General features: G+C 56.0%; 14 protein-coding genes. 2 read left to right on the forward strand and 12 right to left on the reverse strand.

Annotation, left to right across the window (positions count from 1 at the left end; all coding sequences use genetic code 11):
• Nucleotide 1: 1 nt before the first annotated feature.
• A complete protein-coding gene (locus tag VQ830_RS04195; protein WP_337266816.1) occupies nucleotides 2-1,156 on the forward strand; it encodes an amino acid ABC transporter permease in 1,155 nt (384 codons plus the stop codon).
• 16 nt (nucleotides 1,157-1,172) lie between these two features.
• The gene (locus VQ830_RS04200) at nucleotides 1,173-1,946 is read left to right on the forward strand and encodes an amino acid ABC transporter ATP-binding protein (RefSeq protein ID WP_337266817.1); all 774 of its coding nucleotides are present in this window, start codon (nucleotides 1,173-1,175) and stop codon (nucleotides 1,944-1,946) included.
• A gap of 182 nt (nucleotides 1,947-2,128) precedes the next feature.
• Here the strand turns inward: VQ830_RS04200 and VQ830_RS04205 are convergent, their stop codons facing one another.
• From VQ830_RS04205 to argS, 12 genes are all read right to left on the reverse strand, one after another.
• Entirely contained in the window at nucleotides 2,129-3,718 is a 1,590-nt protein-coding gene (locus VQ830_RS04205) for a peptidoglycan DD-metalloendopeptidase family protein (RefSeq protein WP_337266818.1), read from the reverse strand.
• Nucleotides 3,719-3,877: 159 nt separating this feature from the next.
• Nucleotides 3,878-4,534, reverse strand: a complete 657-nt coding sequence (locus tag VQ830_RS04210; protein ID WP_337266819.1) for a protein-L-isoaspartate(D-aspartate) O-methyltransferase — start codon at nucleotides 4,532-4,534, stop codon at nucleotides 3,878-3,880.
• A 3-nt stretch (nucleotides 4,535-4,537) separates the two neighbouring features.
• Nucleotides 4,538-5,299, reverse strand: coding sequence for a 5'/3'-nucleotidase SurE (surE, locus tag VQ830_RS04215; RefSeq protein WP_337266820.1), 762 nt, complete (start codon nucleotides 5,297-5,299; stop codon nucleotides 4,538-4,540).
• A 3-nt stretch (nucleotides 5,300-5,302) separates the two neighbouring features.
• Entirely contained in the window at nucleotides 5,303-6,586 is a 1,284-nt protein-coding gene (gene serS, locus VQ830_RS04220; protein WP_337266821.1) for a serine--tRNA ligase, read from the reverse strand.
• Nucleotides 6,587-6,663: 77 nt separating this feature from the next.
• Nucleotides 6,664-7,491: a twin-arginine translocase subunit TatC gene (gene tatC / locus VQ830_RS04225; protein ID WP_337266822.1), complete on the reverse strand. Its 828-nt coding sequence runs from the start codon at nucleotides 7,489-7,491 to the stop codon at nucleotides 6,664-6,666.
• Nucleotides 7,488-8,291 (reverse strand): Sec-independent protein translocase protein TatB, encoded by an 804-nt coding sequence (tatB, locus tag VQ830_RS04230; RefSeq protein ID WP_337266823.1) that lies wholly within the window; start codon nucleotides 8,289-8,291, stop codon nucleotides 7,488-7,490. Before tatB ends, tatC begins: the two co-directional genes overlap by 4 nt.
• A gap of 50 nt (nucleotides 8,292-8,341) precedes the next feature.
• The gene (locus VQ830_RS04235; RefSeq protein WP_337266824.1) at nucleotides 8,342-8,539 is read right to left on the reverse strand and encodes a twin-arginine translocase TatA/TatE family subunit; all 198 of its coding nucleotides are present in this window, start codon (nucleotides 8,537-8,539) and stop codon (nucleotides 8,342-8,344) included.
• 179 nt (nucleotides 8,540-8,718) lie between these two features.
• A complete protein-coding gene (gene scpB, locus VQ830_RS04240; protein WP_337266825.1) occupies nucleotides 8,719-9,423 on the reverse strand; it encodes an SMC-Scp complex subunit ScpB in 705 nt (234 codons plus the stop codon).
• Nucleotides 9,420-10,241 (reverse strand): segregation and condensation protein A, encoded by an 822-nt coding sequence (locus tag VQ830_RS04245; RefSeq protein ID WP_337266826.1) that lies wholly within the window; start codon nucleotides 10,239-10,241, stop codon nucleotides 9,420-9,422. The genes scpB and VQ830_RS04245 overlap by 4 nt, the downstream gene beginning before the upstream one ends.
• Before the next feature lie 17 nt (nucleotides 10,242-10,258).
• Complete coding sequence (gene nagZ, locus VQ830_RS04250; RefSeq protein WP_337266827.1) at nucleotides 10,259-11,275, reverse strand: beta-N-acetylhexosaminidase; 1,017 nt, start codon at nucleotides 11,273-11,275, stop codon at nucleotides 10,259-10,261.
• A 111-nt stretch (nucleotides 11,276-11,386) separates the two neighbouring features.
• Nucleotides 11,387-14,203 carry an SPOR domain-containing protein gene (locus VQ830_RS04255; RefSeq protein WP_337266828.1) on the reverse strand — a complete coding sequence of 939 codons (2,817 nt, stop codon included), beginning with the start codon at nucleotides 14,201-14,203 and terminating at the stop codon, nucleotides 11,387-11,389.
• Nucleotides 14,204-14,262: 59 nt separating this feature from the next.
• Nucleotides 14,263-16,020, reverse strand: coding sequence for an arginine--tRNA ligase (argS, locus tag VQ830_RS04260; protein ID WP_337266829.1), 1,758 nt, complete (start codon nucleotides 16,018-16,020; stop codon nucleotides 14,263-14,265).
• Between the last annotated feature and the right edge of the window lie 21 nt (nucleotides 16,021-16,041).

Raw genomic sequence — 16,041 nt, forward strand, 5'->3', positions numbered from 1 at the left:
CATGACCAGATCCACCAATGCCTTTGTGACGCGCACCATCATCACCCCTTCCCCACCTCCGGCCGGCGAACGAGGGCTAGGCGCCTGGTTGCGGCGCAATCTTTTCGCAACACCAAAAGATATCGTTCTGACGATCCTCGCGCTTGCGCTTCTAGGATACATCGTCCCGCACCTGCTCAACTGGCTTTTCCTTCAGGCGGTGTGGGATGGAACGGACCGCACCTTTTGCGCCACTAAGGTCCAGGGCGGCACCCAGCCTGACGGTTGGAACGGCGCGTGCTGGGCTTTCGTCAAAGCGAAATACGACCAGATGCTGTTTGGGCGATATCCTATCACGGAACGTTGGCGCCCAACGCTTGTCGCCATTCTTTTCGTGCTGACCCTTGTGCCACTTCTTATTCCGAAGGTTCCCTTCAAGGGTTTGAACGCAGCCCTTCTTCTGCTCGTGCTGCCGTTTATTTCCTTCTGGTTGCTCTATGGCGGCTTCGGCCTTCAGATCGTGGAGACGCCGCTCTGGGGCGGGCTCATGGTCACCTTGATCCTGTCATTTGTTGGAATTGCCGCGTCGTTGCCGCTTGGCATTTTGCTGGCGCTGGGGCGACGTTCCGATCTGCCGGCGATAAGGCTTATCTGCGTAACCTTTATCGAAATCGTGCGCGGTATCCCGCTGATCACCGTTCTGTTCATGGCCAGCGTCATGCTGCCTCTCTTCCTGCCGACCGGCTGGACGATCGACAAATTCCTGCGGGCGCTTGTCGGTGTTTCAATCTTCACCTCCGCATACATGGCAGAGGTCATTCGAGGTGGGCTCCAGGCAATACCGAAAGGGCAGTTCGAAGGAGCCGATGCACTTGGTCTCAGCTACTGGCAAAAGACGAGGCTCATCATCCTGCCGCAGGCGATCAAGCTGGTTGTACCGAGCATCGTCAATACGTTCATCGGAACGTTCAAGGACACGTCGCTCGTTTCGATCATCGGCATGTATGACCTCCTCGGCATTGTGCAATTCAACTTCACGGACGCCACTTGGGCGACAGCCGTCACTCCGATGACTGGTCTTGTCTTCGCTGGCTTCGTCTTTTGGCTTTTCTGCTTCGGCATGTCGCGTTATTCCAGCTTTATGGAGCGCCATCTCGACACCGGACATAAGCGATAATTAGGGAAAAATGGGCATGGCTGAAGTACAGCAGAAAAAACTTGCGGTCTCATCGACGGATGTCGCCGTCGAGATCACGAACATGAACAAGTGGTATGGCGACTTTCATGTCCTGCGCGACATCAATCTAAAGGTTATGCGCGGCGAACGTATCGTCATCGCCGGCCCCTCGGGCTCCGGCAAATCCACGATGATCCGCTGCATCAATCGCCTAGAAGAGCACCAGAAGGGCACCATTGTCGTTGATGGCATCGAGTTGACCAACGACTTGAAAAAGATCGACGAGGTGCGCCGCGAGGTCGGCATGGTGTTCCAGCACTTCAACCTTTTCCCGCATCTGACCATTCTGGAAAACTGCACCTTGGCACCCATCTGGGTCCGCAAGATGCCGAAGAAGGAAGCTGAAGAAGTTGCGATGCACTATCTGAAGCGCGTCAAGATTCCGGAACAGGCGAACAAGTATCCCGGGCAGCTTTCGGGTGGTCAGCAGCAGCGTGTGGCGATCGCGCGCTCGCTCTGCATGAAGCCGAAAATCATGCTGTTTGACGAACCGACGTCGGCACTTGACCCGGAAATGGTCAAGGAAGTTCTTGATACAATGGTCAGTCTAGCCGAGGAAGGTATGACCATGCTGTGCGTGACACACGAAATGGGCTTTGCGCGCCAGGTCGCAAATCGCGTTATCTTCATGGATCAGGGCCAGATCGTCGAGCAGAATTCACCAGCCGAATTCTTCGACAATCCGCAACATGAGCGCACCAAACTCTTCCTCAGCCAAATACTTCACTGATGAATAAGACAGCGCAGCCTGTTTCCTGAGTGAGATAGGCTGCAGCGTTTTCTATTGCCTGCTTGGTTTTTTGGACGGAGCTCCGTTACAACGCAAAAGCCCAACTGACCGTCGACTTTTAGTTGCCGTGCAACATGAGGTCGAAGCGATCAGTCGGGCTTTTCTATCTCGATACGCAAAACCTATTCGAGGAAGGTCATTGGGTTAACTGGCGTTGCATCCTTACGAACTTCGAAGTGAAGCTGCGGCTGCTTTACGTCGCCGCTCATTCCCGAGACGGCCAAAGTCTGGCCGCGCTGAATTTTCTGGCCACGAGTTACGTTAAGGCTGTCGGCATTGCCATACACCGTGACCGTACCATCGTCGTGCCGCAGCAAAACCGTATTGCCAAGTTGCTTCAGACCGTTGCCGGCATAGATGACAACACCGTTTTCCGCTGCCTTGATCGGCGTTCCCTGAGGCACCGAAATATCGATCCCTTCGTTGCGAGAGCCGTTCACGTTGGTACCGTAGCCTGCGATGACAGCGCCGCGTACCGGCCAGCGGTACTTACCGATGCCACTTGCTTCAGGCGCAGCAGAAGCGACGTCGGACTTCTTTTCGGCATCTTCCACGCTCTGTGTGGCAGCTGGCGCCTTGTAAGGCTGCGGCTGAGAGACGGCCGCTTGCTTTGTGGCTGCGGCGGTATCTTCGGTCGCAGTTGCCGCAGCCTTTGCATCCGCCTTCACGGGAATAGCAGCCGTTTTGACGGCATCAGCCGGGATTGTTCCGCTTGGTATCTTCAGATCCTGACCAACGCGAAGCGATGCCGTGTTGAGATTGTTTGCCTTCTTGATCTCTTCGACACTTGAGCCGGTTGCCTTGGCAATCTTAGCTATAGAATCGCCAGGCTTGACAACATACGTTCCGCTAGGTCCCTTCGGCGCCTTTCCGTCGCCAGAGGCGACCTTGCCGGCCGTACCTTCAGCAGAAAGCGAAGCCTTATCACGCGCCGAAGTACCGGCCGGGAGCACCGCAACCTTCTGCTCAGGCATTTTCGGAGCAGGCGGCATTTTCTCGTTCGACGAAAGGTCAGCGCCTTCCGCAGATGCCTTAGCTAGGCTTCCACCCTTGTAAGTCGGAATAAGCAGGCTCTGCCCAGGCTGGGCAGCTGCGGCACTTTTCAGGCCATTGACGCGCAACAACTCCTTCTCGGGCACGCCGTAGCGACGCGCAATCACGGCGACGCTTTCGCCTGGTCGCATCGTGACCGACGGTGCATTCTCTGCAGACCAGCCGTTTTCCTTCGGCAAGCTGCCGGTCGTCAACTTATCCCCGGCTGACGCACGCGGCGGCGCGAGCATCGACTGTGACTTTCCACGCGGCTGCGCGGCAGGGAACGGCTGAGCAAGCGCGACCTCGCGCTTGGAACTTACACGCGGCGATGCCGCAGGTGACGGGGGCGGCAGATCCGATCGCTGGATCATTGTTGGCGCAGCCGCCATCCGAGCCCTCGAGGGCGGCGTCTGAGGATAAGGCTGACTGACGCTTGCAGTAGCCCCATAGCTCGGCTGCACGGCTCCCCCTTGCATATCCCCTTGCGGCACCGGATCGCCGGCTCTTGGAATGGAGCCCGTCGCCATGCGATCTGTACTCGAAGAACTGGAAGAACCCAAAAGCCCGCCGAAACGCGTGACATCGGAACTGCAGCCCGTGGCGGCGCTCGCGAGGAAAATCGCAACCAGAGCCTTGCTGACGCAATTTCCGAACTTCGGCGAAACACTTAAACCCATGACTCGACCCACTTAATGAACGCTACCTTCTTGGCGTTTATTAAAGCGCGTTAGTCTTACTACTCAGTTAAAGCCCTGCAATTAAGGATGGTTTTTTGAGGTTTTGATAACCATGAATCCGACGCAATGCCGAGGCTACGCGCGGCGTTTCAACCGCACTCAAAGCTGAGCAGAAAGCTGCGGTACGATGGGCTGGTATGGTACTTCGAAAAGTTCTTCGCGTTCAAACCGACTGCCGGTTTTCGTCAGCCTGACAAGGCGACACTGATTCTCGCCGACGATGAGCGGGGCAATCATCGAGCCGCCGGAAACCAACTGGTCCGCGTAAAACCGCGGCATTGATTCGAAGGCAGCCGTAACCAGAATTCGATCGAAGGTTCCCTCGCCCGGCATTCCTGCACTGCCGTCAGCATGCCTGATGATGACGTTGCGAATGCTCAACTGCTCCATCCGTCGCTGCGCGTTCGCCACCAACGTCTTGTACCGATCGACGGTAAGAACGCGTTCAGCGATCCGTGCCATCACGGCCGCTGTAAAGCCGCTGCCCGTCCCGACCTCTAGGACTCTTTGGCCGCGTTTCAATCTCAAGTGGTGCAAAGTGCGCACCGCCGTATCAACGCCTTCAAGGAAGGAGCCGCATTCGATGGGGATCGTCCTTCGGGAATAGGCATTCTCAACAAATTGCGGAGGTACGAAAAGCGATCTCGGCGTTTGCTCGACAGACGTCAGGAGATCAATATCAGAAATGCCCTCTGCCCGCAGTCGCAAAACAAGTGCGGCAAAACCCTCTTTCTCCAACAAACGATTCTTTGACACGCTCTACTCCGCCAGCGCCTGTTGAAGGCGGTCCTGCACGGCATAATCTGTCAGGTCGAGTTTGAGAGGGGTGACGGAGATGAAATTGTTCCGCAGAGCACCAATATCCATGCCAGGTCGCAAAGCGCCTTCACGTGCCCCGAATTTAAGCCAGTAATACGGTAGACCACGCCCATCCGAGCGAGCCTCCACCTGCAGGTTAAAAGCAAGCTTGCCCTGCGCAGTGACCTCCACGCCGCTGACGTCTTGCGGCGCACAACTTGGAAAATTGATGTTTAAAAATGTACCATCCGGCAAATCGATACCGATCAGCTTCCGAAGCAAAGAGGGAGCATGCGATTCAGCTACCTCCCAAGGCACAACCCTTGTCTCATGGTCGTAGACGTAGGCCTGGCTCAAAGCAATCGAGCGAATGCCATTCATCGTGCCTTCGATTGCACCGGCCACTGTTCCAGAATAGGTCACATCATCGGCCACGTTCGAACCTGAATTCACCCCGGACAAAATAAGATCCGGCTTTCGATCGAGAACCTGTCGAATTGCCATGATCACGCAATCTGTCGGCGTTCCTCTCAGCGCAAAACGTTTCTCGCCAATCTGCCGCAACCGCAGTGGCTCTGAAAGGCTGAGGGAATGAGCAAGGCCGCTTTGATCAGTTTCGGGCGCGACGACCCACACATCGTCCGACAAAAAATGCGCAATCCTTTCGAGCGCGGCGAGCCCGTCCGCATGGATCCCGTCGTCATTCGTCAGCAAAATGCGCATGTATCAGGACGCTCGTTCGATCTTTGTCACTCCGCCCATATAAGGCAGAAGAGCGTCAGGCACAGTCACCGAACCATCTTCATTCAGATAATTTTCCAGAACGGCGATGAGAGCGCGTCCGACAGCGGTGCCAGAGCCATTGAGGGTATGCACAAACTTGTTCGATTTGTCTTCTTTATCGCGGTAGCGAGCATTCATGCGGCGTCCCTGAAAATCGCCACAGACCGAACAAGAGGAAATTTCGCGGTACGTATTCTGCCCAGGCAACCATACTTCCAGATCGTAGGTCTTGCGCGACGCAAACCCCATGTCGCCGGTACAAAGTGCTATCGTCCTGAAATGCAGACCAAGCCTTTTCAAAACTTCTTCCGCACAAGCGGTCATGCGCTCATGCTCGTCTATTGCGCCTTCCTGATCGGTAATGGAAACGAGTTCACATTTCCAGAACTGGTGCTGACGCAGCATTCCGCGGGTATCGCGGCCTGCTGACCCGGCTTCCGAGCGGAAAGACGGAGTCAGTGCTGTGAAGCGGAGCGGGAGCTTGTCTTGGTCAAGAATTTCACCAGACACAAGATTGGTGAGCGTGACTTCCGCAGTTGGAATTAGCCAGCGCCCGTCGGTCGTTCGAAACAGATCTTCAGCAAATTTTGGCAGCTGCGCCGTACCATAGACCGCCTCGTCACGGACCATCAGAGGAGAACTCACCTCCGTATAGCCATGCTCCCTCGTATGAAGATCAATCATAAATTGACCAAGAGCGCGTTCCAGTCGCGCCAGCGGACCGGTCAGAACTGTAAAGCGCGATCCGGAAAGCTTTGCCGCACGCTCGAAATTCATGAAGCCAAGCGCTTCTCCAATCTCGAAGTGTTCCTTCGCCGGGTGATTCCAACGCGGCTTTTCACCAAGGCTTCGCACCACGACGTTGTCATGCTCGTCTTTCCCATCGGGCACGTCGTCGAACGGGATGTTTGGCAACCTTGAGAGAACGTCGTTTAGCGCTTCGGTCGCGCTGCGCTCATCTTCTTCGGCCGCTGGCAAAAGTACCTTGAGATCTGCAACTTCCGCCTTCAGCCGATCAGCACGCTCTGTATCACGAGCCGCCATAGCAGCGCCGATTTCCTTGGATGCCGCATTTCTTCGCGACAGCATGTCCTGTACTTTTTGGACCGCAGAACGCCGCTGCTCATCAAGCGTTATCAGTTCCGAGGATTGCGCTTCAGCGCCGCGTCGCGCCAAGGCTTTGTCCAAAGCGGCCGGGTTATCGCGAATCCACTTAATGTCGAGCATAGTCGCTCCAAATCGTTAAAACTGAACAACGGCAATCGAGACGCACGCGCCAGGGGTATCGCGACGCATGGGCGTCTTCAGACATCGTCAGACTTGACGACATCCGCCGCGCCCGCCTGACGTTCCGCTTCCTCGCGGGCCCGCTGACGCTCCACGAGTCGTGCCGCGTGAATGGCGATTTCGTAGAGAATGATGGTCGGAATCGCAAGACCGATCTGCGACATCGGATCGGGCGGCGTCAGGACAGCGGCGACCACGAAAGCGAGCACGATCGCGTATTTTCTCTTTTCCGCGAGCCACTGAGATGTGAGGAGCCCGACACGCGCGAGAAGAGTCGTCACCACGGGCAACTGAAAAACGAAACCGAAGGACAGAACGAGAGTTGTGATCAGACTGAGATATTCCGAAACCTTCGGAAGTAGCGAAATTGCCACTTCGCCGTTTTCCGGCTTCTGCTGCATGGTCAGGAAGAACCACATGACCATGGGCGTAAAGAAGAAATAGACCAGCGCTGCGCCCATCAGAAAAAGGATCGGCGAGGCAATCAGAAACGGAAGAAAGGCCGAACGTTCGTTCTTATAAAGACCTGGCGCCACGAATTTATAAATCTGTGCGGCAATGATCGGGAAAGAAATCACGAGTGCGCCGAACATAGCCACCTTCACCTGGGTGAAGAAGAACTCCTGTGGCGCCGTGTAGATCAACTGGGCATTAGCAATGTCGAGTTTAGCCCAGACCACTGCCCACTTATAAGGATAGACCAACACGTTGAAGATCTGCTTGGCGAAAAAGAAGCAGATGATGAATGCAGCAAAAAACGCAGCAATCGACCAGATTAGCCGCGTTCGCAATTCCATCAGATGTTCAATAAGCGGCTGAGGTTTATCTTCGTAGTCGCCGCTCATGCCTCATCCTTCTTTTCGGCAGTCTTATTGCTCGCATCTAACTTGACAGTACGAGGTTTTCTGGTTTTCGCAGGAGCTTCTGCCGCAGTCGCTTCAACTTGTTTACGGATCGCCCCTGTGCGTTTGGGCTTATCTGCAAGCTGCGCAACAGCAGATTCACCAATGGCTGCTTTTCCCGGAGCGCGCTTTGGCTTTGGAGCACTTGGCGCCTCGTTGCTTTCCGCGGTCGCTGGCTTTGGCTTGCGGACAGCTTTGGTTTTCGCTGCCGGTACTAGGGCGGCGGGAGCCGAAGTGGCGGGCGCAGCGTGGACGACAACTGCCTGCGGCGTTGAACTGGCTGATGCAGACGTTGAGCTTGGAGTCGCAACGGCCTCGGACGGAGCTGATGACGTCGTCAGAGGCGCAGTCTCTGCCGGTTCAGACGATACCGCCTCGGAGGAGATCGCCGACAATGGAGTGGTTTTCAGGTCTTCAGCAATCTGGTCTGGCGCATCCGCGCGGGTTGCCTTTTGCAAATCCGCTTTGATGTCATTGCCCATTTGTCTGAGCGGATTCATCGCTTCGCGGAGAGTATGCGCTGGATTGAGTTTTTGCGCGTCGGTCAAAGTCTGCCGAAGCTCATCCATGTCAGCCTCGCGCAGAGCTTCGTCGAACTGAGCGCGGAAATCCGACGCGACGCGCTTGGCACGCTGCGTCATTTTACCGAAAGCACGAAGCATTGGCGGCAGATCTTTGGGACCGACCACAACAATCAGCACAACTGCGATAATGAGCAGTTCGCTCCAACCAATATCAAACATTCAGCACTCCTGAACGGGAAGCGGGGCAAGCCGCCCATTCCCGGAGTTAATTATTTGGTTTCGTCTGGCTTGTGGTCGACCGTCTTTGAGGCCGTTTCAGGCGTTTCGTCGTCGCTCATACCCTTCTTGAAGCTCCGGATGCCCTTTGCCACGTCACCCATGAGTTCAGGTATCTTGCCTCGTCCGCCAAACAAAACGAGCACAATGACCAAAACGATCAGCCAGTGCCATATACTCAATCCGCCCATAACCAACTCCTGCTGCTACTTAAATCGATGTAAGAACGGACGATCCCAGTTCCAATATCGATGTCCCCTTCGTTTAAAGCTAAATGTCACGTCAACAATGCAAATGACAAGACAGAAGATTACCCGAAGCCGCCATATCTAATTGTTTTTCTTTTAAGTGGCAAAAGAAAGACGGGTTTTTACTCTTCGGTGCCTCCCTTAGGCGCAAGCAATCCGAGTTCTTCCAGATCAAGCTGCGTTATTGGATCCTCATCCTCGCTCAACTCGTCGTTCATCGATGGGCTGGGAATATTGAAGTTTGAGGGAATGCGTCCTGCGAGCAGTCCTGCCCCTTTCAATTCTTCCAAGCCCGGAAGATCGCGCAGCTCTTCCAATCCAAAGTGATCAAGGAAGTCACGCGTCGTGCCAAAAGTAACCGGGCGCCCGGGCGTGCGCCGACGCCCTCTGAAACGTACCCAACCCGCCTCCATGAGGACATCCAGCGTTCCACGAGAAGTTTGAACACCTCTGATGTCCTCGATTTCCGCACGTGTGACGGGCTGGTGATAGGCGATAATCGCGAGCACTTCCAGCGCGGCACGGGACAGCTTACGTACCTCGTTTTCATCGCGTCGGATGACGAAGGAAAGATCAGCCGCTGTTCGAAACGCCCATGCATCCTCGACACGTACGAGATTGACGCCGCGTGTCGCGTAGTCCGCCCTCAGTTTTTCCATCAATCGGGTGACATCAACATCTCGCGGCAGTCTTGCTGCGAGAAAGGCTTCAGACACAGGTTGGGCCGAGGCAAATACGAGAGCCTCAGCGATGCGCTCGGCCTCCTCCAGCCGTGGCTCCAGCGCATTTTCAGCATCATCGAACAAATCATCGGAAGGTTCGCTCATAGCTCTCCCTCGCGAAGATCGACCGAAGCCCGATTAGGCCCGGAACGCATATATATCGGCTGGAATGCGGCGTCCTGGCGTATCTCTAGCTTGCCTTCGCGAACAAGCTCAAGTGATGCCGCAAATGCACTTGCCGTTGCAGTGACCCTATCTTCCGGCGTTGACAAGTATCGAAGCAAATATTGATCGAGCGCCGTCCATTCCGGAATATCCCCGAGAATTTTCGTTAAAAGCTCGCGCGCATCGGTCAGGGACCAGACATTTCGTCGCGCAATGGTTACCTGCGTGACCGCCTGCCGTTGGCGTAGATGAGCGTAAGCTGTTAGGAGATCATAGAGACTGGCTTCAAAAGCAGAACGCGCGCGATCGGGAATATGCTCCGGCGCACCGCGCGGCAAGATGTCTCGGCCCAATCTCGTCCTATTGATTAGGCGCTCTGCTGCAAGCCGCATGGCTTCCAAACGTTTGAGACGAAAGGCAAGCGAAGCGGCCATTTCCTCGCCGGAAGGTTCGTCATCTTTGCTTTGCTGCGGGATCAGCAGACGCGATTTGAGATAAGCAAGCCATGCCGCCATCACGAGATAGTCGGCTGCGAGCTCGATACGGATCTTACGGGCAGTTTCAACGAATTTCAGATATTGCTCCGCCAAAGCGAGCACGGAAATGCGTGACAAATCCACTCTCTGACTGCGCGCCAGATGCAACAAAAGATCGAGCGGCCCTTCGAAACCGGCGACGTCTATGAGGAGCGCAGGCTCATGCGAGGCTCTCTCTGGCTCATCAGCCGGCCATGGCGTCTCGGAAGGGACTATCGCCAAATTCCCAATCCTTTGCCTTACGCCAGAGGCATCAAACGTGTGAACTCTTCCCGCAGCACTTGCTCATCGTCGGGCTGCGCGGTCGGGAAACCGGCCAGCACAGCCTCTGCCCTGCGCAGTGATGCGCCCGCAAGCCGCGGCGCATGGGCAGTGACCTGCCGCATCTCGTCCATATCGCCGTTGCAATGCAAAACGATGTCGCATCCGGCAGCGATGATGTTGCGTGCCCTGTCTCCGATCGTTCCAGCAAGAGCATTCATGGACGTATCATCGGAGAGCAATAACCCATCAAATCCGATCCTCCCTCGGATAATCTGGTCGATCACCTTCGAAGAGGTCGTGGCTGGGTTGTCCGGATCCACAGCTGTGAAAACAACATGGCATGTCATACCCATCAGCATGTCACGCATCGCAACGAACGGCACGAAATCATGTGCCTCAAGTTCGCTTAGAGACACATCGACAACGGGCAGTTCATGATGCGAATCGACGAAACCTCTGCCATGACCCGGCATATGTTTCATAACGGGCATCACACCGCCGGCCGCAAGCCCCTCTGCAGCTGCCTTACCCATTGACGTGACGGTAGCTGGATCGTTTCCATAAGCACGATCGCCGATCACGTTGCTGCTTCCCGCAATCGGAACATCCAAAACGGGAAGGCAATCGATGTTGATACCGAACTCCAACAAATCGAACGCATGCAAGCGCGACATAAGCCAGGCAGCACGTAACCCAGCCGTACGATCGCGCCGATAAAGCTCACCAAGATCATGCCCAGAAGGATATCTCTGGGAAACGATCGGCGGACGTATCCTCTGAACACGACCACCTTCCTGATCGATCAAGACTGGCGCGTGCCAGCCGACGCTTTCGCGCAACGCAGACACCAAATCGGCGATCTGCGACGCTTCTGAGATGTTTCGACCAAACAGGATGAAACCCCAAGGACGCTCGCCTCGGAAAAAATCGCGTTCTGCGGCAGTTAGCGATAGACCGCTGCAGCCCAATATCATTGCTTTCGATTCTGTCATGGCTCGATCATAAGAGCCATTCACGCAAAAGCGAAGGCCGCAGAAGAGGCCATAAACAAAAAAGAACGGCGGCTTAAAGCCGCCGTCGTTAGCGTTATTTTTGAGAAAGCTTTACTTCGAAATCAGGCACGTTCCGCCGGCCGCGCGATACTTCACACAGATATCGGCCGCTTCGTCTTTGGAATTCGCCTGAATGCGCAAGCGGTAATAAGTCCCCTTGCCCGCAATATCGACCTTCCGAATTTCATATGGCTTGCCAGCAATGACACTTCCAAACTTGTTCGAAAGGTTTGCGTAAGAACGCTTCGCCTCATCCTCGGACGGAAGCGAGGCGATTTGCACGCCATAGCCACCGGATGCGGCAGAGGCGGCGGCCGGTGCATGTGCTACGGTCGGAGCAGCTGCCGCAACCTCTTTCGCCGGTTGCGCCGGCTTGGCAGCAGGCGCTACCGGGCGCGTCGAAGGAGTCGGCGCCGCATCCTTGACCGGCGCGCTTTGAACCCGATTGAGCGGAGGGCTTACATTGGCGGGATCGGCCGCTGCAACCTTCGCAAGCGGTGACTCGCTCGGCGTCTGTGGAGCCAGGCCAACGGGCTGATTTGCAGGAGCCATAGCGCCGCCATTTGATGCCACCTCAGTCGTGCCGCCAGATGCAGCTTGCGGAACTTGACCGACACGCTGTGACTGGACCGCGCGGACTGGCGGTGCATCATCTGCCGAGGACGAATCATCCCGAGGCACGAGCGTCCCGTCAGGCTTGACGATCATCGTTCTGACTTTGCGCGCCGCCATTGAAGAAGATCGGTCTGCTTGTGCGGCAGGTCCCCCCTGGGAAACCTGGCTAGGCAACAGTCGTGGATCCTCGGTATCGCCAACCGGCGTACCGCTCGCACCGTCGCCGCTATCATCTTCAGGCGAAACTTCCGGCGTCAGTGTTTTCTGAACAACATCTACCGGCTGCTCGTCGCTCGTGACCAAAGCCTTCTGCTTTGGCGCAGGCGCAGCCGCGCCTCCAACGCTGTCGTAAACAGCCTTGTCCTGGTTTGGCACGGTCTTGCCGCCTGGATTATCCGGGACGACTTTCACCGGGTCCTTGTCAGCGAGAATGACTTTTGGTTCCCCGCCCAGACCGAGGCTTCCCTTCGCCAGGAATGAATAGCCGCCGTAAGCAATACCGCCGATCATCACAATAGAGGCAGCAGCTGCGAGCATGCGCTTCATTGAACGCGCGCGATGCTTGTCTTCTGCATGGCTTGCCGATTCGATCTGCAGATGCGAGACGTTCTCGTTCCGCCTGACAGGCTCCGCTACGGAGCGCCGGAAGTCTTCTTCGAGAGCCTTTTCAAAATCGTCATAACCTGCGGCCGTTTCTTGGACCTTAGGCTTGACCTGAGAAGGAGCATCCTTCTTCAGCCAATCAGGTGCGACGCCCTGCTGAACTGGGGTCTTCTCCTTCACCGGCGTTGCGGCAAGCAGACTGGCAATTTCAGAATCAACATCGAAATCAAAGTCGTTCGCGACGGGCACCGGCTCATGCTGCTCGACTGGCGGCAGCGTCGGCACGTGCATCTCGACCGCCTCCGGATGATGATCCGCATCACCAATCATCGAGGGGTCGAAAGGTAGGTCATCTTCTGCAAAGTCTGGTTCTGGCTTTGGAGACACATAATCCGCCTGATTGCGATCGATTTGCTGCGGCGCGGCCGGCGCGACTTGCGGCTTCGCAGCGACCGGCGCTTCTCGCACCGGAGCTGGGGCAACCGTTGGAGCTGCGGGCGCGGGGTCAGCAAAATCCAGGTCGGCGAGCTCGAGCTCAATACCCTCAAGATCCAGTTCAAAATCATGACCAGAAAATGGATCGTCGGAAACAGGCTCCGCCTTCGGCGCCGCGGTCGAAACGCCGCGCGATGTCGCCGGAATAGGAAACGCGGCCACCGGCGATGCAATCTCATCAGCGAGATTTACAGGGACTTCGCTCTCTCCCTGCCCTGACGAGCGACGCGAAACCGGAAATTTTGAAACATCGTTCAAAAGGTCATCGATATCGAAAGAAAAAGCACTTCCTGCATCAGCAGCGACCGGCTCTTTGCGAACATCCCCGCCGATGTGATCGGAGAAGTCAAAACGATCGACGACCGGCTCTGGCGAATGAATTTCCGCAACGGGCACAAAGGAAGCCGCCGTGGCCACTCCGTCCGTCTTCGGTTGAGCCTCGATCGCCCGCTGGGTATCAACTTCTGCGTGAGACTGGGTGACGGGAGGAGGCGTCGGCTCCGTGGAGGTGGAATCAGGTGCCGGAGAGCGAACAGGCTGTGTTTCCTGTCGAACAGAGGGTTCTACAGGGACACCAGAAGCACGATTAAAATTCGCGAGCGGCAACCTTATCGTGGCCGCCGACCATTGAGGCGCCTTCTGATTCGCCGCCGGTGCAGCTGCCGCAGCACCTCCAATGGACATTTCGAGCTCTTCAATCAAATCCCGCGCACCAGAAGAGTGCGACGCAGGAGCCGTTGAATAAGCGGCAGGCTCATGAGGTCCGCGGTAAACAGGAGCCTCCACATGAGCCTCTTCCGCAACCGAAGGAACAACCTGCTCGGTTGGGACAGAATCGCGCTCGGGGCTTTGCTGATTAACATCTGCCGCAGGCGGCAAGTGTTCGACCTGCGCGGCCGATGTCTCAGCCGGCGCAGCTGCCTGCACAGGCGCATGAACAACCTCTACCGGCCGAGGCGCGTCATAGCGCTCGAACTCACGAAGCAACTCATCTTCGAGATCGAAGGCAGGCTCCTGCTTCGGCGCATCTGCCACCGTATTGGCGGCAACACGCGGCTCAAAGCCTACGATGCGCGCCAGTTCAGCCAACGGATCATCGTCGGAGAAGAGATCCGTGTTTTTCCGCGTATCGTACGCCAAATGTTTGTCAGCCATACCCATCCCACTCGAATATGCACAAAGCCATGCCAGCGCATTGTGGGTAAATGGTGACGCTACCGCATTTCGTCGGGCGCATCTGTGCCCGTGATTGCTAGGCCGGCCTTGAGGACCGACGCGACGGCGTACACCAGACCCAGTCTGGCAATGCTTGATTTTCGGCTCTTATCGTTAACAAACCGTAAGTCGATTTGATCTTTACCTTTATTCCAGTGTGCATGGAAGGCGCTGGCCAGATCGTAAAGGTAGAAAGCAAGGCGATGTGGCTCTTGGGAAACTGCCGCAGCCTCGACAACGCGAGGGAATTCCGCAACTTTTGCGATTAACTGCAATTCGGACGGATCGGAGATCTGATCAACCGCCTTTGCAAGTTCGGCAGGCTCCGGCTGTAGATCGGGGAAGGCTTCCCTTGCCTGCCGGAAGACGGACATGCAGCGCGCATGCGCGTATTGCACGTAAAATACCGGATTGTCCTTCGACTGCTCGGTGACTTTTGCAAAATCGAAATCCAAAGGTTCCGAACTTTTGCGGTAGAGCATCATAAAACGTACCGAATCGCGTCCGACTTCGTCCACGACCTCGCGCAAGGTCACAAAGTCACCTGACCGCTTTGACATTTTCACCGGCTCGCCATCTCTGAACAGCTTGACGAGTTGGCATAAAAGCACCGTCAGCTTGGCTTTACCGTCAGAAACACCGCGCGCGACCGCCTCCAATCGCTTGACGTAACCACCATGATCGGCGCCAAGGACGTAAATCATCTCTTCGAAGCCACGGTCGAATTTGTTCTTGAAGTAAGCGACATCGGCAGCAAAATAGGTGTAGGAGCCGTCCGACTTGATGAGGGGCCGATCGATATCGTCGCCCACTTCGGTCGACCGGAACAATGTCTGCTCGCGATCTTCCCAATCCTCCGGCAACTGTCCCTTTGGCGGCGGTAGCGCGCCCTTGTAGACATAGCCTTTGAACGTCAAATCATTGATGGCCGTGCGGATAGCAGCCGCACCATTGGAATGAAGCGTGCGTTCCGAAAAGAAAACGTCGTGCTTGACGTTGAGCGCTGCCAGATCGTCCCTGATCATCACCATCATGGCATCGATGGCGCGATCCTTGACGATCGGCATCCATTCTTCTTCCGGCATATTGTGAAGCCTCGGGCCGTATTCATTTGCCAACGACTGCCCAACCGGAACGAGGTAATCACCGGGATAAAGACCTGACGGAATTTCTCCTATGTCCTCCCCAAGTGCCTCGCGATACCGCAAGAAAACTGACCTCGCCAGAACATCGATCTGCGCACCGGCGTCGTTGATGTAGTATTCCTTAATGACGTCGAAGCCGGCGAACGCCAATAGATTGGCAAGCGCGTCGCCGACAACGGCCCCGCGGCAATGGCCGACATGCATCGGCCCGGTCGGGTTGGCGGACACATACTCAACATTGACCTTGCGCCCTTTGCCGAACTCGGAACGGCCGTAATTCGAGCCGGCCGCAATCATTGATGCGAGCAAGCGCTGCCAGTAAGCGACGCCCAGCCGAATGTTGATGAAACCCGGGCCTGCAACGCTCACATCGGCGACGTCCGCATCCTCACGCAGTTTCGTTATGATGACATCTGCAAGCGCACGCGGATTGGTGCCCAGTGGCTTGGCCAACACCATCGCCGCATTTGTTGCAACGTCGCCATGGCTGGAGTCGCGAGGTGGCTCGACCGTGATACGATCGAAATCAAGTTCGGCGCGCTTTTCCTTAATCAACTCGATAGACTCGAGGGCTGATTTAATTCTGGCTTCAAAATCGGTAAACAGGTTCATAGCGCTATTCCATGCGATGGG

It is taken from the genome of Oryzifoliimicrobium ureilyticum, assembly GCF_037199735.1.
In the GTDB taxonomy this organism is placed as follows: domain Bacteria; phylum Pseudomonadota; class Alphaproteobacteria; order Rhizobiales; family Rhizobiaceae; genus Rhizobium; species Rhizobium ureilyticus.